We start from the raw sequence: 20,770 nt of genomic DNA on the forward strand, positions 1-20,770 counted from the left end.
AAACGTGTCTGCCTCGGTAAGGGCCGCGAACCTCGATCCACGGGGACCGATCCAGTGGAGCGTGTCCATGCATCTGATCCGACGCGGCGATCCGCACCTGGCCGTCCGGACGAGCGAGCGCCTCACCACGGTCGAGCTGCACGGCGAGCTCGACCTGGTGCTGGTGCAGCGCGTCCGGCCCGAACTCGACGTGCTGGCCCGCGAGGCGCCCGCGCTCACCGTCGACCTGCGCCACGTCACGTTCTGTGACGCGTCGGGGCTCGGGCTCCTGGTGCGCTGCGCGCAGCGCGTGCAGGCCCGCGGTGCGGAATGGCGCCTGGTGTGTGACCAGCCGATGGTCCTGCGCCTGGTGCGGCTCGCCGCGCTCGACGAGATCCTGCGGCCGTCGCCGCCCGCGCCGCCGCCCGGGAGCGCGGGTCCTCCGGCGCCACGGACGGGCCGGCCGGGGCGGCTGCCGGTGTGACCGGCAGCCGCCGGGGCCGGTTCGCGGCCTCAGGCGGGCAGCAGCTCGCCCGCGCCGCCGTGTTCGCGCGTCTCCCCGGGGAAGGCGGCCGGGTGCACGACCGACGGGCGCAGGCCCGGCAGCCGGAGCTCGATGATGCCGCGGACGGCCGACCACTCCTCGTCGAGGATGGAGTAGAAGGCCGTGTCGCGGACGATTCCGTCCAGGCCGCGCGAGTGGGCCCTGCGCACCCCTTCGCAGGTGGCACCGAGGCGCTCGATCGCGACCCGGGAACGGGTGTTGCGGGCGTCGGCCCGCATCGAGATCCGTCGGACGCCCCAGGTCTCGAACGCGTGCCGCAGCATGAGGTACTTGGCCTCGGTGTTGACGCCGGTGCCGCGGGCCTCGCCGGAGATCCAGGTGTTGCCGATCTCGGCGGCGTCCGGCACCGAGGTCAGCGGGTCCCCGTAGGGCACGCCGGTCACCGGCGGCCAGACGACGGGGCCGCGCCAGTAGTCGAGTTCCAGGAAGCGTGTGGACCCGAGCACCCGACCGGTCTGAGGATGGACCAGGGCGAAGGGGAGCACCCGGCCCTGCGCCTGTTCGGCGAGGGCGCGGGCGATGTAGTCGCAGGAGGCGTCAAGGCCGTGGGGCACGGAGGTGTAGGCATACGCCGCACGATCCATAGCACCCGCCCAGGCAATGCCCTCGGCGTGGCGCATGGCCAGCGGCTCCAGGCGCACGGTGCGCCCGGTAAGGACTACGGGAACTGGCACGGGACCTCGGGTCTTTCACGGGCAGGGGTCATCGCACGCCGGATCGCGGCGAGGATGAAAGGGAGGGGTTCCCGGCCCGTTGCCGACCGCTTCGCCCAAGAGGAAAAGGGCAAGTGAAACGGTTCGCCATCGGTGGCGGGAGGAACAGTATGCAGCCCCGAGGGCTCCGAGAACAGAACCCCACACGAACCCGTGCACACAGCTAGGTGAATGTCCGGTTTACCCCGATCCCCCGTTCGGCCCGCCGCACGCCGTCGAGCTCCCTCAGGAAGCGGCATCCGCGCAGGTCGGATGGCCCCAGCCGTCCGAGTTCTTCATGATCGTCTCGCCCTTTCCGTACGTCTGTCCACAGCGGCACCGTCCCGGGAACCTGGCCTTGAGCGAGGGCGCGGAGGAGCCGCCTCCCGAGCGCCGCGGGCGGGCGGGTCCGGAGGCCTTCGCGGGGCGCTTGGCCGCGGGGCGCGCGGAAGCCGGCTCGGGCGGGGGCAGCGCCGAACCCGCGGCGGAACCGGCGGGCTCCTGGCTGCGGGCGGTGTGGCTGGCGGCGCGGTCGGCCGCGTCGTTCAGGGGGTCACCGTCGACCTGGTGGGCCGGGGTGTAGACGAACTCGACGCGCCGGTCGGCGAGAAGCCCGTCGATGGCCACCACCAGCTCCTTGTTGGCGACCGGGGTGCCGGCCGAGGTCTTCCAGCCCTTGCGGCGCCAGCCGGGGAGCCAGGTGGTGACGGCCTTCATGGCGTACTGCGAATCCATCCGCACCTCGGCGGGCACGGCCGGGTCGAGGCGCTCCAAGAGCCTGAGGAGCGCGGTCAGTTCGGCCACGTTGTTGGTGGCCGTGCCCAGCGGCCCGGCCTCCCAGTGGGCGACCTCGCCGCTCTCGGTCCCGATGACCCAGGCCCAGGCGGCGGGCCCGGGGTTGCCCTTGGAAGCGCCGTCGCACGCCGCGATGATCTTCTCTGTCATCCTCCGATCCTGACACGCCCGCGCACCTGTCAGTGACCACCTGCCGCACCGCTCAACCGGGCCACCTCGGCCTGCAGCGCGGCACGCCCGATGGCGTCGGCACGGGTCGAGGGCACGGTGCAGGCGTACGCGCCGGCCACGGCGCCGTACAGGGCACAGGTGCGGACGGGCGCGCCGGAGAGCCAGGCGTACACGAACCCGGCGACGAAGGCGTCCCCGGCGCCGTTGCTGTCGACGACGGGGGCGGGCGGGGCGACGGCGGGGATGTGCACCAGTTCCGCGTCGGGCCCGGTGAGGAGGTGGGCACCCGCGGCGCCGGACGTCCCGACGACGGCGGAGGCACGGCCGCGGGCGGCGATGTCCCGGAGGGTGCGCTCGGGGTCGTCGAGGGCGGTCGTGGACAGGAACACCAGATCGGCGGCGAGGGCGAAGGGCTCGTGGTAGGCGGCGCGCCCGTCCCAGTCGTGCAGGTCGGTCGAGATCGTGACGCCCGACTCGCGCAGCGCGGGCAGGGTGTGGACGCAGGGCTGGGTGAGGGACACGTGCGCGTGGCCGCTCCGGGCGGCGAGCGCCTTGACGGCCCGCGCGGGCAGGCGGTCGTCGTCGTGGCCCCGGGTGGCGTCGTAGAGGGACAGCCTGCGGCCGTCCGGGCCGACAAGGTTCACGGCCCGCTTGGTCCCGGCGGGTTGGCGCACCTCGGTCAGCGGGATGCCCTGGTCCCGATGGAAGGCCCGGACGAGGTCGCCCTCGGGGTCGGCGCCGATCATGTCCAGGTGATGGGTGCGCAGCCCGAGGCGGTGCAGCCCGAGGGCGACGAAGTCCCCGGTCTGCCCGGCCCGGGTCTCGATCCCGGGCCGGATCATGTGGCTGTCCGCGTAGGGCAGGGGCAGTTCGGGGACGTACACGATGGTGTCGACCCCGGCGCCGCCGAGGACGAGGACGTCGATGTCCGTGTCGGCCCCGGTCTCGACGTCGATGCCGGTCTCGGCACCCCTGTCGGCCCCGGTCTCGACGTCGATGCCGGTCTCGGCACCCCTGTCGGTGTCGTCCCCCGTGTCGGGGCCGACGCCCGTGTCGGTGCCGGGCCCGGCGGCGATCCCGGCGTCCGCGGAGGAGCGGGCGCTGCCGAGGGCACTGTCGCTGCTGCTCATGCGGGGCAGTCAAACAGCGGACGCCGCGCTCCTGCAAGATCCTTCACCACCCTTCTGCAAGAGTGGTGACCGGTGTGGACTCGCCGTCCGCAGGGCAGGAGGCACCAGGTGACACAGTTCAGCGGACCGGCCGCCCGGTACGCCGACCTGGCGAGGCGGCTGCGGCATGACCCCTTCGTCGTCCAGACGCTGCGGTCGACCGTGGCCGCGACCCTGTCGTACGTCGTCGCGCTCTGGCTCAGCAGCGAGCCGGCCCCGCTGACGGCGCCGCTGACCGCGCTGCTCGTCGTGCAGGTCACGCTCTATTCGACGCTCACCACGAGCCTGCGCCGGGTCAACTCCGTCGTCGTCGGCGTCCTCATCGCCATCGGGTTCAGCGCGATCGTCGGGCTCTCCTGGTGGAGTCTCGCCCTGGTCATCCTGGCCTCCCTCGTCGTCGGGCGGTTCGTGAAGGTGGAGGAGTTCATCCCCGAGGTCGCCATCAGCGCGATGCTGGTGCTCGGGGTCACCCAGGTCGCCCACACCGCCTGGGACCGGGTGCTGGAGACCCTGATCGGCGCCGTCGTCGGGCTGCTCTTCAACCTGCTGCTCGCGCCGCCCGTCTGGGTGGACACGGCGGGCGACTCGATCGAGGACCTCGCCCGGCGCATGCGCCGGCTGCTGCTCGACGTGGCGGAGGAGTTCGCGGGGGCGCCCCCGGTGGAGCGGGCGGCGGCCCGGCTGCACGAGGCTCGGCGGCTCGACAACGACGTGGCCGACGTGGACGCCGCGCTGCGCACGGCCGAGGACAGTCTGCGGTTCAATCCGCGCGTCAAGGAGGGCCTGCTGCACCGCATCATGCTGCGCACCGGGCTCGACACCCTGGAGATCTGCGCCGTCGTGCTGCGCGTCCTCGCCCGCAGCGTCACCGACCTGGCGAAGGCCCGGTCGGGCGAGAGCCTGCTGCCCGTCCCCACGGCCCTCGTCCTCCAGGAGACGGCCCAGCACACCGCCGACGCCTTCGTCAGCTACGCCGTCCTCGTCACGGCCCCCGACAGCGGTGCCGCCGACGCGGCCGAGACCCGGCTGGCGGCCGAGCTGCGCGCCGCACGCGGTCGCCGCGCCCACGCCGCGGAGCTGCTGCTGGCCAGCGCTCTGCGGGAGCCCGGCCACTGGCAGCTCTACGGTGCGCTGCTCGCCGAGTTCGATCGTGTCCTCGACGAACTGGACCCCGAGCACCGGGGCCGCCGCCTCATGGAGGAACTCGACCGCCACGCGCGCGAGCGGCGCGAGCGACGGCGACGGCGACGGCTGGCACCGTGGTCCGGGCGTGCGCGCGCGGAGCGCTGACCCGCCTCCGGGCGGGGCGGCGCTCCGCGCCGGACCCGCGGGTCAGTCGGCGGCGGGCTGTGCGGCCGGGAGGCTGTCCATGAAGGAGCTCACGGAGAAGACCGCGTTGCCGGGACCGGCCGGGCCGTAGCCGGGGGGCGAGCTGAGGCCGTGGGACTCCATCGTCGCCCGGTAGGCGTCGAGGAGGCGGATGTGGTACTCCAGCGGCGCGCCCGCCGGGTTGGCCTTGCCGAGCGGGGTGGTGGGCTCGGGGCACCAGGTGGTGAACCGGGGCGTGATGCCGCGGGACATGAAGTACTCCAGGCCCTCCGTGGTGGAGGCGATGGCCTCGTCGACGGTGGTGAAGCCGAAGGGCTCGGCCATCTCCACGCCCGCCACGAAGTTCGGGATGACGTTGCGCGGGCCGAAGACCTCCGCGGAGTCGAGGATCCGGCGGTGCCACTCGTCGCGGCCCACGTACCGCTCCTTGCCGGGGCAGTACAGCTCGAACAGGCGCTTGTCCCACACCTCGTAGTTGGGGTGGTAGATCTGGATGCCGTAGTCCTTGAAGCGCTGGACGTCGGCCTTGGGCAGCGCCTGGGCGACGACCTTGCCGATCCAGCGGCCGGGGAAGCGCTCCTCGATGGCCTGGGCGTACTGGCCGTAGAAGTCGGCCTCGTCCTTGCCGCCGACCCGGGAGGTGACGGCACCGCCGGTGAGCGTGTACGCGGTGGAGGCGCCGGTGGTGTCGTACTTGTCGATGATCGCGAGCGCCTCCAGCACCTCCTCGACGTCCTTCACCCCGGTGTAGGGGCGGCCGGCGGCCTTGTGCTGGCGCCAGTTGTGGTTGATGTCGCAGTACTGGCACTCCTCCTTGGCGCCGAAGTACTGGCAGACCCGGAAGACCGTCAGGTAGATGAGGTAGCCCCACTGGATGGTGGGGGCGACCTCCATCACCGACTTCCCGTTGGCGAGGGTGTGCCGGTAGTACTCGGGCATCGGCGGGAGACCGACGTCGGCGATGCGGCGCCCGTCCAGGTAGAGGCCGAGCATGCCGTCCTCGCCCGCGGCGACCCGGTACGGCGAGGCGGGGTTGACGCGTACGGAGACGACGGTGCGCCGCAGCTCGTAGGGGCCGCCGGTGAGCACGATCTCCTCCGGCGGGCGGCGCAGCGCGGCCTGCCCGAGCTCGGGCAGGGTGCGGTGGTCGAAGGAGAAGATGAAGTACGACTTGGGCTTGACCTCGCCCGAGGCCTCGTCGCCGGAGTCGGTGAGGGCCGAGTCGTCGAACGCGATGCCGCCGCGCAGCAGGTCTTCCTTGATCACCGCCTCCTTCGGGACGTGCGGGAAGCGGTGCATGAGGTCTTCGACCTCGTCGGTGCGGCGGATCATGCGCGAATACATCTCCTCGGTCGGACGGTCGCGGGCTGTGGTGAGCCGACGTCCACCCTAGGACGGCGCCGGCGGGCTCGGCATCCGCCCCCGGTCGCAGTCGCTCTCCGCCGCAGGGCGGAAGGCCCGGTCAGCGGCCCAGGACGACCTGGTGTCCGGTCACTTCCAGCTCCAGCCCGTCCGGGTGGGACCGGGCCGCGGTGAAGTTGATGTTCTGGGGCAGGGGCACCCGCCAGGTGTACGTGGTGCCGCCGAGTTCGGGCACGCGCAGCTGGAACTCGTCGGCCGCGACCGCCACGCTCGCCGCCGTGTCCAGCGGCCGGCCGTCCCAGCTCCCGGTGATGCGCAGGGCGGCCTCCTGGCCGCCCGCGGCTCCGCCGGTGGCCGGCGCGACGGTGAGGGCGCCGCCCTTGCCGAGCAACCGGGACACGACGCCGGAGAGGTCCTCGTAGCCGATGGTGACACGGCCCGTGACCAGGTTGGCGCCGGCGCTGCGCGAGCTGAGCGAGGACGCCGTCAGGTCCTGCAGGTCCAGGTCGAGCCTCCGGATGTCGAGGTGGTCGCCTTGGGCGCCGGCCGTGGTGTTCACGGAGAAGTTCCCGGCGGTCAGGGTCACGTGGTCGAGGCTGAGGTCCGCGGCCTGGGTGAGGAACGGGAAGCCGTGGATCGAGACCTCGGTGAAGCCGTTCGTCGATCCCCCGCCGTAGCCGTACTTCTCCTCGGCGAGGGCGACGGCCTCCTTCTCCGCGTAGTGCACCGCGATCCGGTCCACCGCGACGAACAGCCCCGCGAGTACCACGACCACGATCACGAGCACCTTGACCCAGCGCCGCTTCATTCCGTACTCCCCCGTGCGTGCGGCGCCCGCCACCTGCGGGCACCGGCACGCACGATCCTAGAAGTTGCCGTAGTTGACCTGCCACGTGGGCAGGCCCATGCGGCGCCAGACGGCGACGACCCGGTCCCGGTCGTCGAGCGAGACCCGGACGGCGTAGCGGTGCCGGACGTGGCCGTCGAAGAGCTCCGCCTTGACCAGGTCGTCGGAGCGGCCGTCGTCGGAGGCCCGCATCCACAGCTCGTCGTACGGCACCTCGTAGCGCTTCAGCCAGGACTCCGTCAGCTCCCTGTGGTCCTCGCTGCGTCCGGAGAGCAGCACGATCCGGTCCTGGTGGGCGGCGCGGAAGGCACGCAGGGCCTCGCGGACGGGGACGTTGAGCAGGTCGAGGTCGCAGCGGCTGAAGTCGTACGGTCCGCGGTCGCCGCGCAGCGCCAGCGTGCCGTCGATGTCGCAGAGGACGGCGGAGGGCAGCGCGGGGTCGGGGGCGTACGGGGTGACGGCGGGGCGGTCGTTGAGCCAGGCGTCGGTGAGCCGCCAGCCGCCGCGGGTGGCCTTGGCGTGCTTGTCGGCGAGGATGCGGATGATCTCCTCGCCGACCGGCCGCTCGCGGGCGGCGTCGCGGCGGACGCACTCGTCGACGGGCACGTCGGTGAAGTCGTGCACGACGAAGGTGGCCTCGCGGCCGGCGACGGCGGCCTTGAGGCGCTTCGGGATGTGCGGCGTCAGGTGGGTGTTGTCGACGACGACGTCGAAGCCGTCGTCGACGGCCGCCCGCACCGCGACGTCCTGGATGTCGAGGACGGTCCGCTCGTGGGCGTGCGAGCGGTCGCCGCTCGGCAGGTCGAGCATGGTGCGCAGATCGTCGAGGTTGACGCGGCGCATCCGGCCCTCGGAGCTCTCTTGCAGGGCGCGGGCGGCGGTCGTCTTGCCGGACGCAGGCAGTCCGGTCATGACGTGGACCACGGGCACGGTCAGTTCTCCTCGTCGGTGCTGAAGGGGTCGGCGGCCTCGGGGCGGAGGGCACGCCATACAAGCAGGTCGGTGCGGCGCCCGTCGAGGCGCAGGAAGACGGCGGAGCGCAGCCGCGGGTCGGGCAGCGCCTTGGCGGCCCGTGCGAAGGCGCCCCGGTCGTCGGCGAGGTGGGCGAGGGACTCGTACGCCTCGTCGACGGCGCGCTCGCGCGCGGCGAACTCCTCCTCCAGGCGGCCGATCACGGACCGCACCCAGGCGTCGAACTCGTCGGGCACCTGCTCCAGGAGGGCGTCGAGGGGACGCCCGCCCGCGGAGCGGATGCCGCCGAGCTCGGCCATGGACAGTCCGAGGCCCTGGGCCAGGACCTTCGCCGAGGTGCCGGCGAAGCGCTGGATGCCGTGGCCGCGCCAGATGTCGCGCTCCGTCACGCCGGTCAGGACCTTGTGGAGGCGCACGTACTCGGCGATCTTGGCCTTGGCGCGGACGCCGGAGGCGAAGCGCAGGACGAAGCCCTCGGCGTCCGTCCCGGTGGCCGGGCTGCCGTCGGGCAGCGTGTTCGTCTCGGTGAGCTTCAGGAGCTCGTCGAGCGGCATCGGCGGGTGGACGGTGACGACCGGGCCGATGCCCTGCCAGGCGCTCGCGGCCGCGGCGAGCGGGACCTCGGTGCCGTCGGGCCCGTGGGCGGCGAGGAGCACGAGGTCCCGGCGGGCGCCGTAGTCGACCACGATCCGGTTCTCCGGGTAGACGATCTCCATGAGGTACGTCACACCGGGCACGAGGGCCGTGGTGTCGGCGGCGTCGAGGCGGCGCTGCGCCCAGGTGGCCTGGGTGCTGACGAAGGAGCCCTTGGAGGCGACCCGCCACCGGCCCTCGTAGTGGAAGACGACGCCGAGGCTGCCGTCGACCTTCTCGTACACCTCGAACGGCTCGTCGGGAAGGGCCGGCGCGTAGGGGCGGCCGGTCTCGTGCTCGGAGACGTTGAAGAACTTGGGCAGGGGCAGGGCGACGATCCGTCCGGTGCGGTCGTCGGCGACGAGGCCGCGGCACCGGGTGGTGACCTGGTTCCAGACGCCTTCGTACTGGCAGACCCGCGTGTACGTGTAGATCGACAGCGGCAGCTCGGGGTGTGACTTGCGGGTCACATGCCCGGCTTCGACGGCTGCGGCCAGCTCGTGCGGCGGCAGCAGTGCGTCGAGAGTCAGGTACGCCTGGCTCATGGGTTCCCTCCCGTGGTCAAGGTGGCCCATTCTTCTGTGCGTCCGCGGCCCTGACCAGCGAATTAGCGGGCGGCCCCGGGCGATCGGCGCGGGCGCGCGGCCACGTCCGCGAGGAGGCGGCGGCGCTGTCCGGGATCGGTGGCGAGCGCGCCCGCCTCGAAGCAGGCCCGGATCCGGGCCTTGAGCGCGGCGAGTTCCTCGGCGGTCGTGGCGCGGCAGTCGTACGCGGCGGTGGCGCGGCCGGGGATGACGTCGGCGGCCTCGCCGCCGGACGTGACGATCACGAGACGGCGGTGCTGATGCGCACGTACAAGCGGGCCGGAGTAGCGGCGGCGGAGAACCGCCCGTGACCGTCCACGGGGACGTCCGCGATCCGGGCCCGCGCCCATGGGAGGGTCGCGGGCCCCGTAGACTCGCCGCCCGAGGACGTACGTCGCAGAAGGCCGAGGAAGCGAGCGCAATGAACTACGCGGACACCACCGCCCCCATCTACGCCGAGCTCATACGTGAGCAGGGGGACGTTCCCGGCGATGTGCGCCGGGCCGCCGAGGAGGTGCTGCGCGACCTCAGCCGTGTGATCCAGATGCCGCCGTCCGGGCTCGGCCCGTCCGGCGCGCCGATGCAGACCGCACAGGCCATGCAGGCCGTGCAGGCCATGCAGCCGATGCATCCGATGCAGTAGCCGGAAGCCGCCGCGGCGGCGAACAGGGGGGCATGAGCATGACGGGCACGGACAGCACGAACGGGACCGGCGACGGGGCCCACGAGCGCGTGCGGCGCAGTTACGACGTCGTGGCCGAGGAGTACCGGTCCCGCATCGGGGGCGAGCTCGAAGGGAAGCCGCTGGACCGGGCGCTGCTCGCGGCCCTGGCCGAGCAGGCGGGCGACGGCGCGGTGATCGCCGATCTGGGCTGCGGGCCCGGGCACGTCGCCGGATGGCTCGCGGAGCGCGGGCGGACCGTGGTCGGGGTCGACCTCTCCCCCGCCATGGTGGCCCTCGGCCGCAAGGGGTACCCGGAGCTGGAGTTCCGCGAGGGGGACCTGCTGGGGCTGCCCGCACGGGACGCCGAGTTCGACGCGGCCGTCGCGCTGTACTCGCTGATCCACCTCGCCCCGGCCGAGCTGGCACCGGCCCTCGGCGAGATCCGTCGCGTGCTGCGCCCCGGCGCCCTCCTCCTCGTCTCCTTCCACATCGGCGCCGAGGTGAAGAACCTCACCGAGTGGTGGGGCCACGAGGTGGACGTCGACTTCCACTTCCTGGAGCCCACGGCCGTCGCGACCGCGCTGCGGGAGGCCGGCTTCCGTGTCGAGGCGGAGCTGGACCGCGCTCCCTACCCGCACGAGGCGGAGACGCGGCGCGCCTATCTGCTGGCCCGCCGGGAGGACTGACCCGGCAGGGCTGAGCGCGGGAGGACCGGCCCGGGAGGACCGACCCGGGAGGGCTGAGCGCGGCAGGGCTGACCCGGCAGGGCTGAGCGCGGGAGGACCGGCCCGGGAGGGCTGAGCGCGGGAGGACCGGCCGCCGGGCGCCTGGCACCGGGGAGGGCCTGAGCACCGGGAACAGCGGACGACCGCGTGGTATGCCGCGTTGTATACAAAGTCGGCGTCCGTCTGTTCCCCTTCCCTCCCGGGAGGGACCGTGCCGTCCCGGCACCCCGTCACCGCCACCGTCTTCCGGAACGTGCGCCCCCTCCACGAGGCCCCCGCCGAGCTCGTCGCCGTCGACGGGGGCCTCGTGGACGCCGCACCCGGCGGCGGGGTCGTGGACGCGGTCGACGGCGCCCTCGGGTGACTCAGGCTCCCAGGGTGCGCCAGAGGAAGGTGTGCTCCAGGGCGCTGTTGTAGGCGGTCTGTTCGTGGTCGCTCGCTCCGGCGTGGCCGCCGGACAGGGTCTCGTGGAGCAGCACCCGGTGGCCGAGCTCGCGCAGCCGGGCGGCGGCCTTGCGGGCGTGCCCGGGGTGGACGCGGTCGTCGCGGGTCGAGGTGGTGAGCAGCACGGGCGGGTAGGGCCGGTCGGCGGCGAGCCGGTGGTACGGCGAGAGCGCGGCGAGGTGCGGCCGGTCCGCGGGGTCCTCGGGGTCGCCGTACTCGGCGGTCCAGCTGGCCCCGGCGAGCAGGGTGTGGAAGCGCAGCATGTCGAGCAGCGGGACGTGGGCGACGATCGCGCCGAACAGCTCGGGGCTGCGGACGAGCATGGCGCCCATGAGCAGGCCGCCGTTGCTGGCGCCGGTGATGCCGAGGCGGTCGGGGGTGGTGATGCCCCGGGCGACGAGGTCGCGGGCGACGGCCTCGAAGTCCTCGTAGGCGCGGTGCCGGTCGGCCTTGAGGGCACTGCGGTGCCAGCGGGGGCCGTACTCCCCGCCGCCGCGGATGCCGGCCACCACGTACGTGCCGCCGCGGGCGAGCCAGGCGCGGCCGCGCACGGTGTCGTAGGAGGGGGTCAGGGAGACCTCGAAGCCGCCGTACCCGGTGAGCAGGGTGGGACCCGGGACGTGCTCGCGGGCGCCGACGACGGTGTACGGGACCCGGGTGCCGTCGGTGGAGACGGCGAAGTACTGACGGGCGTCCAGGCCCGTGGCGTCGAAGCGCTCGGGGGCCTGTTTGACGGTCTCGCCCGGCTGTCCGATCTCGCCGCGGTGGAGGGTGGTCGGGGTGAGGTGTCCGGTGATGGAGAGGAAGTACTCGTCGCCGGTGTCCGGGTCGGTGTCGGTGAGGGCCGCGGAGGCGAGCGGCGGGATGTCGGCGAGCTCGTGCCGCTGCCAGCCGTCGGGGCGGGGGGTGAGGACGTGCATGCGGCTGGCGACGTCCTGGAGGGTCTCGACGACGAGGTGGTTGCGGGTCCAGGAGTGGCCGGCGAGGGCGGTCCGCTCGTCGGGGACGAAGAGGACCTCGGGCTCGCGCCGGCCGGCGAGGAAGGCGTCGAGGCGGAAGGCGAGGAGGGCGCCGGCGGGCTGCCCGAGCCAGGGTGCCTTCGGGGTGACGAGAAGCCACTCGCGGTACACGGAGCTGTCGGCGTCGTCGGGGACGTCGATCCGGCGCAGCTCGCCGGCCTCCGTGAGCAGGTGGGTCTCGTGGTGCCAGAAGTCCCGGTAGCGGACGACGAAGTCGCGCTCGAAGCCCTCGGTCGGATCGTGCCAGGCGGAGACGGCGAGGTCCGACTCGGCGCCCTCGTGGACGAGTTCGGCGGCGTCGAGCGGGGTGCCGCGGCGCCAGCGGCGTACGGTGCGGGGGTAGCCGGAGGCGGTCATGGAGCCGGGCCCCTGGTCGGTGCCGACGAAGACGTGGTCCGCGTCGATCCAGCCGACGTCGGTCTTCGCCTCGGGCAGCCGGAAGCCGTCCTCGACGAACGCCCGCCGCTCCAGGTCGTACTCCCGCACCACCACGGCGTCGCCGCCGCCGCGGGCGAGGCTCACCAGGGCCCTGCGGAACCCGGGGCGCAGCACCTGCGCCCCGGCCCAGGTCCAGTCCTCGCCCTCGGCGGCGGCGAGCGCGTCGAGGTCGAGCAGCACGTCCCAGGCGGGCGCGTCGGTGCGGTACTCGTCCAGGGTGGTGCGCCGCCAGACGCCCCGGGTGTGCTCGGCGCTCTGCCAGAAGTTGTAGAGGTACTCCCCGCGGCGCCGGGTGTACGGGATCCGGTCGGGCGCGTCGAGCACCTCGCGCAGCTCGGCGACGAGCGCGCCGAAACCGTCGCCGTCGGCGAGCTCGTTCCTCGTCTCGGCGTTCCGCTCACGCACCCAGGCGAGCGCCCGCTCGCCCTCGACCTCCTCCAGCCAGAGGTAGGGGTCGGTGGTGCCGGTGTCCGTGCTCGTCTCGCTCATGGCGACGATTGTGGACCACGCCACCGACACCGCGCCGTCCGCCCCGGGGCGGACCCCGTTCACTCCTCCGGCAGCAGGCCGAGCTGGTCCAGGAACTCCATCTGGTCGAAGTACAGCCGGTAGCTGGTGATCCGGCCGTCCTTCACCTGGGCCAGGTCGATCCCGCGGATGTTGACGGTCCTGCCCGTCGCCGGCAGCGTCTCCCCGTCGGGGAGGGGGATCGGGCCGGTGTTCTTGCCGGTGAAGATGCCTTCGTCGACGGCGGTGTCGCCGATCTCGAAGCGGTTCCGGTAGGTGAACGTCGCGTCCGGGATCGACGTGGTCATCGAGCGCCAGTACTCGACGATCGCGTCGCGGCCCTGAATCTCGCCCTCGTCGGGTGTGAGCGCGACGGCGTCCTCGGTGTAGAGGTCGGCGATCGTCTTGAGGTCTCCATGGGTCACCGCCTCGGTGAGCCGGTCCATGACGTCACGTGCCTCGCCCATGATCCACCTCCGTGGTCCGGATCCGGATGCGTCCCGTGCTCTCATTCTCCACCAGACCGCATTGGTTCGAATCCGGACCAATCTTCAGGCCCCTTTAGTGCCACTCCTCAGCGTCTTCCGGAAGTTAACCAATCGATTACTGCACGGCCGTATACCTTTGGGCTCCGGTCCCTCATCCTGTCCTCGGCGTGCCACCGGGGCACACGGGACACGAGAGGCGGGGCATGATTCCCATCAGCCGCAGAGGGTTCGTAGGGATCGGCGCGGGGCTCGTCGCGGGAGCCGCGCTGCCCGCCGGGTCGGCCGGGGCGGCCGAGGCGAGCTCGGCGGCCGCGGCGGCGGCCACCGGGACCATCACCGACGTGAAGCACGTGGTGGTCCTCATGCAGGAGAACCGCAGCTTCGACCACTACTTCGGCCGGCTGCGCGGTGTGCGGGGCTTCGGCGACCGGGCCGCGGGGAACATACCGGGTGGCTGGGGCACCTTCAACCAGCCCAACTGGGGCGGCCGGCAGTACCCGTGGAAGCTGAGCGCCACTCCCCCCGCCGGAGGCGTGGACGGCGAGACGCTCGCGCAGTGCAACGGCGACCTGCCGCACAGCTGGACCTCGCAGCACGCCGCCTGGAACAAGGGCCGGATGGACAACTGGGTCATGGGCGTCGGCAACACCCGCACGCTCGGGTACCTGGACCGCGGCGACATCCCGTTCCACTACGCGCTCGCCGACCACTACACCATCTGTGACGCGTACTTCTGCTCGACGCTCAGCGCGACGGGTCCCAACCGCACCTTCCTGTGGAGCGGCAAGGTCGACGCCGGCAGCAAGGACGGCGGCGAGGAGTCCGGGCTGACCTGGGAGACCTACGCGGAGGCGCTGCAGCGGGCCGGGATGTCCTGGAAGGTCTACCAGAACGCCCAGGACAACTACGGCGACAACGGGCTCGCGTACTTCAAGAAGTTCACCGACGCCAAGCCGGGCGACCCGCTGTACGACCGCGGCATGGGCTCGGTGCCGAAGGTGACGGGCTCGACGCCGGACGACATCGCGGCCGCGATCCGCGCCGACGTCGTCGCGGGCACGCTGCCGCAGGTCTCCTGGGTGGTGGCGAGCGAGGCGTTCTCGGAGCACCCGTACGCCCCGCCGGGCGACGGCGCGCACTTCGTGGACCTGGTGTACCGGGCGCTGGCCGCGAACCCCGAGGTCTTCGACTCGACCGTGCTCTTCCTCAACTACGACGAGAACGACGGCTTCTTCGACCACGTGCCGCCGCCGGTCGCGCCGCCCGGAACGCCGGGCGAGTACATCGACGGGGTGCCGATCGGCCTCGGCTTCCGGGTCCCGATGATCGTCATGTCCCCGTGGACCCGCGGCGGCTGGGTCAGCTCCGAGGTCTTCGACCACACCTCCGTGCTGCGCTTCATGGAGACCTGGACGGCGGCCCTCGGCACCCCCGCCAACTGCCCGAACATCAGCACCTGGCGGCGGAAGGTGGTCGGCGACCTGACCGGCGTCTTCGACTTCGCGCACCCGGTGTACGGAGTGCCGGCCAACCTGCCCGGCACCGCCAAGGTCATCGGCCAGGCCACCTGCGCCCCGCTGCCCAACCCGGCCCCGCAGGACAACGCGCTGCCCGCCCAGGAGTCGGGCAGCCGCCCGGCGCGCGCCGTGCCGTATCAGGTGAACGGCAATCTCGACCGCTTCGAGTTCGGCGCCGCAGGCAAGATCCTCGCCTGGTTCTCCATGACCAACCAGGGCCCGGAGGCCCGCCGCCCCGCGCACTTCTCGATCCACCCGCATCAGTACCGGGACACGGCCGCCTGGCAGTACACGGTCGACCCGGGCGCCACCGCCTCCGACTACTTCAACATCGGTCTCGGCTCGGGATCCGGCAAGTACGACATCTCGATGATGGGCCCGAACCGCTTCCTGCGCCGGTTCATCGGCGACGCCTCCAAGGCGGGCAAGGACATCGAGGTCGCGGCGCGCTACGCGACCGAGCCGGGCACCGGCAGGACGGCCGTCTGGTTCAGGATGACCAACAGCTCCGCCTCCGCCGTCACATTCACCATCCGCTCCAACGCCTACCGCACGGACGGTCCCTGGACGTACACGGTCCCGGCGAAGTCCTCCCGCGAGGACTACTTCAACGCGGTCGCCTACGCCGACGGCTGGTACGACTTCACGATCCTCGCCGACCTCGACGGCACCTGGTCGCGCCGCTACACCGGCCACATCGAGACCGGCGCGCCGAGCGTCACGGGCTGATCCGCCCGCCCCGGGCCCGGCGCACCGGCGCCGGTCCCGGGGCGATCCGCCGTCAGGGCGTCAGGCCGCGGCGACGACCTCGATCTCGACGAGCCAGTCGCTCTCGAGCGTGACGGCACCGATCGCGGTCGTCGGGACCGGCCTGCCGCCGAGGGCGGCCACGCGGGCGACGGCGTTGGCCTCGGCGTAGGCGGGGTCCCTGAGGTAACTGGTGACTCGCACGATGTTGTCGACGGTCATTCCGGCCGACGCGAGGATGGTGCGGATGTTCGACCAGATCAGGTCGAGCTGCTCCGGCAGGTCGGCGCCTGGCTTCCCGGCCGGGTCCAGGCCCATGGTGCCGGCCACGAAGAGCAGCCGCCCGGGCGCTCGCACCTCCATGGCGTGGATGTAGTCGCCGCCTGCGGCGTAGACGCCTTCGGTCGGGTTGTGGGGAACGCATTCCATCTGCTGCCTCGCTCTCCGAACGGACACGACCAGCTGATCATTCCTGTCACCCGTCCGGCGGACAAGGAGGATTTCCGGATCATCGGCACGGTTAGTCAGCCTTCAAGGACCGTCGATCCGTCGGCGGCCAAGGACGTGGAAGGGCGGACTGACACCGTGTCTCGACCGAGAATCCTCGTGGTGGGCGCCGGTTTCGCCGGGGTCGCGTGCGTACGGCGCCTCGAACGGCGGCTGGTCAGACGTGAGGCGGCGATCTCGCTGCTCTCGCCCTTCTCGTACCAGCTCTATCTGCCCCTGCTCCCCCAGGTCGCCTCCGGCGTCCTCACCCCGCAGTCGGTCGCCCTGTCCCTGCGGCGCAGCGAGCGGCACCGGACCCGGATCATCCCCGGCGGCGCGGTCGGCATCGACACCGACGCCAAGGTCTGCGTGGTGCGGACCATCACGGGCGAGCTGGAGACCGAGCCGTACGACCACCTCGTCCTCGCCCCCGGCAGCGTCACCCGCACCTTCGACATCCCGGGGCTCGCCGACCACGCCCGCGGTATGAAGACCCTGGCCGAGGCGGCGTACATCCGGGACCACGTCATCGCCCAGCTCGACCTCGCCGACGCGAGCCAGGACGAGGCCGAGCGGGCCGCGCGACTGCAGTTCGTGGTGGTCGGCGGCGGATATGCGGGGACCGAGACAGCGGCCTGCCTGCAGCTGCTCACCACCAACGCGGTCAAGCGCTACCCACGGCTCGACCCGAAGCTCATCAAGTGGCACCTGGTCGACATCGCGCCCACGCTCATGCCGGAGCTCGGGCCCAAGCTGGGCGCCGCGGCCGTGAAGATCCTGCGCGAGCGCGGGATCGAGATCTCCCTCGGCGTGTCCGTGGCCTCCGTGGACGACGAGAGCGTGACCCTCACGGACGGCCGCGTGCTGCCCTGCCGGACACTCATCTGGACGGCCGGGGTCGCCGCGAGCCCGCTCATCGGGACGCTCGGCGCCGAGACGCTGCGGGGCCGGCTCGTGGTCGAGGCGGACATGACGGTGCCCGGACTGCCCGGGGTGTTCGCGCTGGGCGACGCGGCCGCGGTGCCCGACCTGGCGAAGGGCGAGAAGGGGGCGATCTGCCCGCCGACCGCACAGCACGCGATGCGTCAGGGCAAGGTCGTCGCCGACAACCTCGTGGCGACGCTGCGGGGCGAGCGGACCCACCCGTACGCACACAAGGACCTGGGCCTGGTCGTGGACCTGGGCGGCCTGGACGGCGTCTCCAAGCCGCTCGGCGTGGAACTGCACGGCATGCCCGCGCAGGCCGTCGCCCGCGCCTACCACTGGGCCGCGCTGCGGACCAACGTGGCGAAGACCCGGGTGATGACGAACTGGCTGCTCAACGCGGTGGCCGGGGACGACTTCGTCCGCACGGGCTTCCTGGCCTCCAAGTCCGGCACGCTGCGCGACTTCGAGTACACGGACGCCTACCTCACCCCCGAACAGATCCGCGCCAAGACCGCCTCGCTGCGGGCCGCGCAGTCCTGACGGCAACGCCGCCGGCCACCGCGTGAGCCGCGGCGGCGAGCAGTTGCACGGCTGCGGCCGCGAGCAGCGCGCCCTGCAGGGAGCGGGCGGCCAACGGGCCGGCCACGGCCGCCCCCAGGGCGAACGCGGTGATCTTCACGCTGGCGCCGGTCGTGAACACCTGGGCGCGCAACCGCTCCGGCGCCTCGCGGTGCCGTACCGCGAACAGGGCGGTGAGCTGCGGCCCCTCGGCGGCACCGGCCAGGAGCGCGGCGGCGACGAGCAGCCCGGCCCGGCAGCTCGCCGCGGTCGCGAAGGCCGCCGCGAGCACCAGTGGCGCCACCCACAGGACGGTGTCGGGGACCGGCGGGCGCCGGCGCCGGGCGAGGACCGCACCCGCGCCGAGGGCCGCGAGCGCGGCGCACGCCAGCAGCAGCGCGCCGTCGCCGGGCGCGCCGAGGACCCGCGCCCCGAGCAGGGGGACGCACGCGACGAACAGGCCCTGCCCCAGGCAGGACAGCGTCGAGGTGAGGGTGGCCCGGGCCAGCGGCCGGGAGTCGAACAGGCAGCCGAATCCCCGCGCCAGGTCGCCCGCGACGGCGCGCACGGTCACCGGCTCGCGTGCCGTCGGGCGGCGCGGCAGCCCCCTGGTGGCGGGCACGGCGAGGAGGATCAGTGCGGCGGCGGCCGCCACGGCGGCCGGAGCGCCGACGAGCCGGGCGAGGAGCCCGGCGAGGGCCGGGCCGAGCAGGCTCGCGGCGCTGAAGGTCATCGCGTCGAGCGCGTGGGCCCGGTGCAGCCGCTCGGCGGGCACGGCCGTGGAGAGCTGGGAGGTCCAGCCGCCCGCGAACGCGGGCGCGAGCGTCCCCGCGGCCAGTGCGACGAGCAGGGTGAACGAGAACGGGATGCGGCCGAGGCTCAGCAGCACCACCGTCAGCCCGGCCGCGTAGAGGACGAGAGAGCCGGCGAGCAGGCGGCCCGGGCGCCGCGTCCGGTCCAGGAGTGCGCCGAGGACCGGTCCGCCGAGCGCCGCGGCGGCCGTGATGCCGGCGAGGAGCGCGGCCGCGGTGCTCGCGGAACCGGTCTGGGCGTAGCCGAGCAGCAGCAGGGCGGGGCCGGACATCTCGTCGCCGGTGCGGGCCGCCGTGGCGCCTGCGAGAAGGCGCCGGGTGACGGGGCGTCGGGTGTCCTGGCGTGGGGGTCGGTGGTGGTGGGGCACCGGCCGGACGCTACGCGAGTAACGTAAAACTCCACAAGATGCGTTACATTCGCCGGATGTCCCCGACCCCGGACGACCGGTCCGCCCGCCATTCCGTACGCGCGAACGCGCAGCGCGCCGCCGCGCTCGTCAACGTGCTGAGCCGCCCGGCCCCCCGCGCCGGGCAGCTGGACGAGGTCGCGGAGGTGCTGCGCGCGTACGGCGAGAGCGAACCGCTCGGCCTGTCCGACGCCGACCTCCCCGGTCTGCGGGAGGCGGCTTCGGCGCTGCGCGCGGTGTTCGCCGCGCCCGGCGTCGACGCGGCGGCCGTGGCCCTCAACTCGCTGCTCGCCGAGCGGACCGGTCCGCTCCGGCTCACCGCGCACGGCGGCGCGAGCCCCTGGCATCCGCACGTGGACCGGGACGACGACGCCCCGTGGGCCGAGTGGTTCCTCGCCTCCTCGTGCCTGTCCCTCGCCGTGCTGCTGTGGGACCGGGGCCACGCCCCCGGCGGCGTGTGCGCGTCCGCCGCGTGCCAGGACGTGTTCGTCCCCGACGGACGCGGCCGGGAACGCCGGTACTGCTCCCGCCGGTGCGCCACCCGCGAGCGGGTCGCGGCGCACCGGCGGGGCACCGCCGACGGCGGCCGGTGACGCGTCAGATGTCGATGACGCGGTAGGCGATCGTGTAGACGCCGCCGGAGCCCTCCAGGGAGCGGTACTGGACCTCGGCGCCGACCTCGCTGCCGGTGACCAGGGTGGCGCCCAGCTTGTCGTCGCCGCCGAAGGTGTCCTTGTCCCAGAGCGTGAGCGTGCGGGCCTGCTCACGGCCGAGGATGAGGGCCGTGTTGCCGTTGCCGTCGGCCATGGAGCGCACGTAGTTGGTGCCCATGGTCTGGTACGTGATCCCGTTGCCGGGCCAGACCTTGACCTGGTTGCCGTTGGCGTCGGTGATGTTGAGGTACGCCTCGTCGTGGTCGCCCTCGCTCTGCTGGTGGCAGGTGAGCTGGATGAGCTCGATCTTCACGTAGTCGATCGGCTCCGCCTGCGCGGTGCCGGCGAAGACCCCGAGGCTGCCGAGTCCGAGCAGGGCGGCGGTGGCCATCCGGACGGTGCGGTTCTTGCGCATGGTGGATCCCCCTTGGTGACGTCACGTCAGGTGACGATCTGCGGTGCGTCCCGCCTTCCCGGCGGGCCGTTCGTGCCGTTCCCCTCGGCACGTCCCCTACTGTGCCCGGCCCGCCCGGCCCCGTTCTACGCGCGTTCCACTGGACGGAACATCACGGCGGGCGGCGCCGCGGCCCGCACCGGGGACACCCCGCGCGCAAGGCCGCGGGCGAGGGCCGCCCCGGCCTCGGCGACGGCCGCGGCCAGCGGTTCGAGCCGCTGCCCCGCCCTGACCACCCCGGCGATCGCGGCGATCGCCCGCCCGTCCGGCGCCCTGACGGGGACGGCCGCGCAGCACACCCCGGCCATCACGTCCTCCCGGTCGAACACGGCGCCCCCGCGCCGCGGCCCGCGGAGGGCCTCGCCCGCCGCCGTGTCGAGGCGGAACGCGACCCCGTCCCGTACCGGCACGACCGCCTCGAGGGCGCCCGGCACCGAACTGACCGTCAGCGCCTGGTCCTCCCGCATCACCACGAGCACCACGCTGGCCCCGGTCAGCGACCGCAGCCGGTGCATCGGCAGCCGGGCGGCGGTGCGCAGCCCCGGGTGCGGCTCCCACGCGAGGCCGAGCCGGTAGAGCTGCGGGCCCACCCGGTACCGCCGGTCGCGGCGTTCGACGGCGCCGACGGCCACCAGCTGGTCGAGCAGCCGGTGCGCGGTGCCCTTCGGCACCCCGCAGGCCCGGGCCAGTTCGGTGACGCCCGCCGCGTCGTCGCCGTGTCTTCGCAGTGCCTCCAGGAGCGCGAACGCCCCTTCCAGCACACTCCGGCCCGGGCCGTCCGTGGTCCCGGCTCCCGGCATGTCCGCGTGCTTCACGTGTCCCCCCT

The 20,770-nt window shown here is 73.3% G+C and carries 22 protein-coding genes; 8 read left to right on the forward strand and 14 right to left on the reverse strand.

From position 1 onward, the window contains the following. Positions 1 to 67 precede the first annotated feature (67 nt). Positions 68 to 463 carry an STAS domain-containing protein gene (locus AB0M16_RS15230; protein ID WP_365342826.1) on the forward strand — a complete coding sequence of 132 codons (396 nt, stop codon included), beginning with the start codon at positions 68 to 70 and terminating at the stop codon, positions 461 to 463. A 29-nt stretch (positions 464 to 492) separates the two neighbouring features. On the opposite strand, the gene AB0M16_RS15235 is transcribed toward AB0M16_RS15230, so the two are convergent. The 3 genes from AB0M16_RS15235 to AB0M16_RS15245 all read right to left on the reverse strand — a co-directional run bounded on the left by AB0M16_RS15235 (position 493) and on the right by AB0M16_RS15245 (position 3,332). Next, entirely contained in the window at positions 493 to 1,218 is a 726-nt protein-coding gene (locus tag AB0M16_RS15235; RefSeq protein ID WP_365342828.1) for a GNAT family protein, read from the reverse strand. Positions 1,219 to 1,482: 264 nt separating this feature from the next. After that, complete coding sequence (locus AB0M16_RS15240; RefSeq protein WP_365342830.1) at positions 1,483 to 2,181, reverse strand: RNase H family protein; 699 nt, start codon at positions 2,179 to 2,181, stop codon at positions 1,483 to 1,485. A gap of 29 nt (positions 2,182 to 2,210) precedes the next feature. Then, positions 2,211 to 3,332, reverse strand: a complete 1,122-nt coding sequence (locus AB0M16_RS15245; RefSeq protein WP_365342832.1) for a PfkB family carbohydrate kinase — start codon at positions 3,330 to 3,332, stop codon at positions 2,211 to 2,213. A gap of 108 nt (positions 3,333 to 3,440) precedes the next feature. Between AB0M16_RS15245 and AB0M16_RS15250 the strand changes: the two genes are divergently transcribed. Next, positions 3,441 to 4,661, forward strand: coding sequence for an aromatic acid exporter family protein (locus AB0M16_RS15250; RefSeq protein WP_365342834.1), 1,221 nt, complete (start codon positions 3,441 to 3,443; stop codon positions 4,659 to 4,661). Positions 4,662 to 4,703: 42 nt separating this feature from the next. Here the strand turns inward: AB0M16_RS15250 and AB0M16_RS15255 are convergent, their stop codons facing one another. The 5 genes from AB0M16_RS15255 to AB0M16_RS15275 form a co-directional block, all read right to left on the reverse strand. Then, entirely contained in the window at positions 4,704 to 6,032 is a 1,329-nt protein-coding gene (locus tag AB0M16_RS15255) for a radical SAM protein (protein ID WP_365342836.1), read from the reverse strand. 130 nt (positions 6,033 to 6,162) lie between these two features. Continuing rightward, the gene (locus tag AB0M16_RS15260) at positions 6,163 to 6,870 is read right to left on the reverse strand and encodes a DUF2993 domain-containing protein (protein WP_365342838.1); all 708 of its coding nucleotides are present in this window, start codon (positions 6,868 to 6,870) and stop codon (positions 6,163 to 6,165) included. 57 nt (positions 6,871 to 6,927) lie between these two features. Next, a complete protein-coding gene (locus AB0M16_RS15265; RefSeq protein WP_365342840.1) occupies positions 6,928 to 7,839 on the reverse strand; it encodes an AAA family ATPase in 912 nt (303 codons plus the stop codon). A gap of 2 nt (positions 7,840 to 7,841) precedes the next feature. Then, positions 7,842 to 9,059 (reverse strand): T4 RnlA family RNA ligase, encoded by a 1,218-nt coding sequence (locus AB0M16_RS15270; RefSeq protein WP_365342841.1) that lies wholly within the window; start codon positions 9,057 to 9,059, stop codon positions 7,842 to 7,844. 62 nt (positions 9,060 to 9,121) lie between these two features. Next, positions 9,122 to 9,343 (reverse strand): peptidase dimerization domain-containing protein, encoded by a 222-nt coding sequence (locus AB0M16_RS15275; RefSeq protein WP_365342843.1) that lies wholly within the window; start codon positions 9,341 to 9,343, stop codon positions 9,122 to 9,124. 176 nt (positions 9,344 to 9,519) lie between these two features. Between AB0M16_RS15275 and AB0M16_RS15280 the strand changes: the two genes are divergently transcribed. From AB0M16_RS15280 to AB0M16_RS15290, 3 genes are all read left to right on the forward strand, one after another. Beyond that, entirely contained in the window at positions 9,520 to 9,741 is a 222-nt protein-coding gene (locus AB0M16_RS15280) for a hypothetical protein (RefSeq protein ID WP_365342845.1), read from the forward strand. Positions 9,742 to 9,779: 38 nt separating this feature from the next. After that, entirely contained in the window at positions 9,780 to 10,448 is a 669-nt protein-coding gene (locus AB0M16_RS15285; protein ID WP_365342847.1) for a class I SAM-dependent methyltransferase, read from the forward strand. A gap of 250 nt (positions 10,449 to 10,698) precedes the next feature. Next, positions 10,699 to 10,851, forward strand: a complete 153-nt coding sequence (locus AB0M16_RS15290; protein WP_365342849.1) for a hypothetical protein — start codon at positions 10,699 to 10,701, stop codon at positions 10,849 to 10,851. A gap of 1 nt (position 10,852) precedes the next feature. Here the strand turns inward: AB0M16_RS15290 and AB0M16_RS15295 are convergent, their stop codons facing one another. Both AB0M16_RS15295 and AB0M16_RS15300 read right to left on the reverse strand, forming a co-directional pair. Then, complete coding sequence (locus AB0M16_RS15295) at positions 10,853 to 12,877, reverse strand: prolyl oligopeptidase family serine peptidase (RefSeq protein ID WP_365342851.1); 2,025 nt, start codon at positions 12,875 to 12,877, stop codon at positions 10,853 to 10,855. 59 nt (positions 12,878 to 12,936) lie between these two features. After that, entirely contained in the window at positions 12,937 to 13,362 is a 426-nt protein-coding gene (locus tag AB0M16_RS15300) for a nuclear transport factor 2 family protein (protein ID WP_365342853.1), read from the reverse strand. 224 nt (positions 13,363 to 13,586) lie between these two features. Here AB0M16_RS15300 and AB0M16_RS15305 point away from each other — a divergent pair, with 224 nt between their 5' ends. Beyond that, positions 13,587 to 15,629, forward strand: a complete 2,043-nt coding sequence (locus AB0M16_RS15305) for a phosphocholine-specific phospholipase C (RefSeq protein ID WP_365342855.1) — start codon at positions 13,587 to 13,589, stop codon at positions 15,627 to 15,629. 60 nt (positions 15,630 to 15,689) lie between these two features. Here AB0M16_RS15305 and AB0M16_RS15310 read toward each other — a convergent pair whose 3' ends face one another. Then, positions 15,690 to 16,076, reverse strand: a complete 387-nt coding sequence (locus AB0M16_RS15310) for a RidA family protein (RefSeq protein ID WP_365342857.1) — start codon at positions 16,074 to 16,076, stop codon at positions 15,690 to 15,692. 156 nt (positions 16,077 to 16,232) lie between these two features. On the opposite strand from AB0M16_RS15310, the gene AB0M16_RS15315 reads away from it, so the two are divergent. After that, entirely contained in the window at positions 16,233 to 17,600 is a 1,368-nt protein-coding gene (locus AB0M16_RS15315; protein WP_365342859.1) for an NAD(P)/FAD-dependent oxidoreductase, read from the forward strand. Here the strand turns inward: AB0M16_RS15315 and AB0M16_RS15320 are convergent. Beyond that, positions 17,545 to 18,798 carry an MFS transporter gene (locus AB0M16_RS15320; protein WP_365342861.1) on the reverse strand — a complete coding sequence of 418 codons (1,254 nt, stop codon included), beginning with the start codon at positions 18,796 to 18,798 and terminating at the stop codon, positions 17,545 to 17,547. The two genes, AB0M16_RS15315 and AB0M16_RS15320, sit on opposite strands and share 56 nt — an antisense overlap. A 56-nt stretch (positions 18,799 to 18,854) precedes the next feature. Between AB0M16_RS15320 and AB0M16_RS15325 the strand changes: the two genes are divergently transcribed. Beyond that, positions 18,855 to 19,430 carry a CGNR zinc finger domain-containing protein gene (locus AB0M16_RS15325; protein ID WP_365342862.1) on the forward strand — a complete coding sequence of 192 codons (576 nt, stop codon included), beginning with the start codon at positions 18,855 to 18,857 and terminating at the stop codon, positions 19,428 to 19,430. Between the two features lie 4 nt (positions 19,431 to 19,434). Here AB0M16_RS15325 and AB0M16_RS15330 read toward each other — a convergent pair whose 3' ends face one another. Together AB0M16_RS15330 and AB0M16_RS15335 are read right to left on the reverse strand one after the other, a co-directional pair. Further along, positions 19,435 to 19,905, reverse strand: a complete 471-nt coding sequence (locus tag AB0M16_RS15330; protein ID WP_365342864.1) for a hypothetical protein — start codon at positions 19,903 to 19,905, stop codon at positions 19,435 to 19,437. 125 nt (positions 19,906 to 20,030) lie between these two features. Then, complete coding sequence (locus AB0M16_RS15335) at positions 20,031 to 20,759, reverse strand: helix-turn-helix domain-containing protein (RefSeq protein WP_365342866.1); 729 nt, start codon at positions 20,757 to 20,759, stop codon at positions 20,031 to 20,033. Positions 20,760 to 20,770 lie beyond the last annotated feature (11 nt).

This window comes from Streptomyces sp. NPDC051921 (assembly GCF_040680975.1).
In the GTDB taxonomy this organism is placed as follows: domain Bacteria; phylum Actinomycetota; class Actinomycetes; order Streptomycetales; family Streptomycetaceae; genus Streptomyces.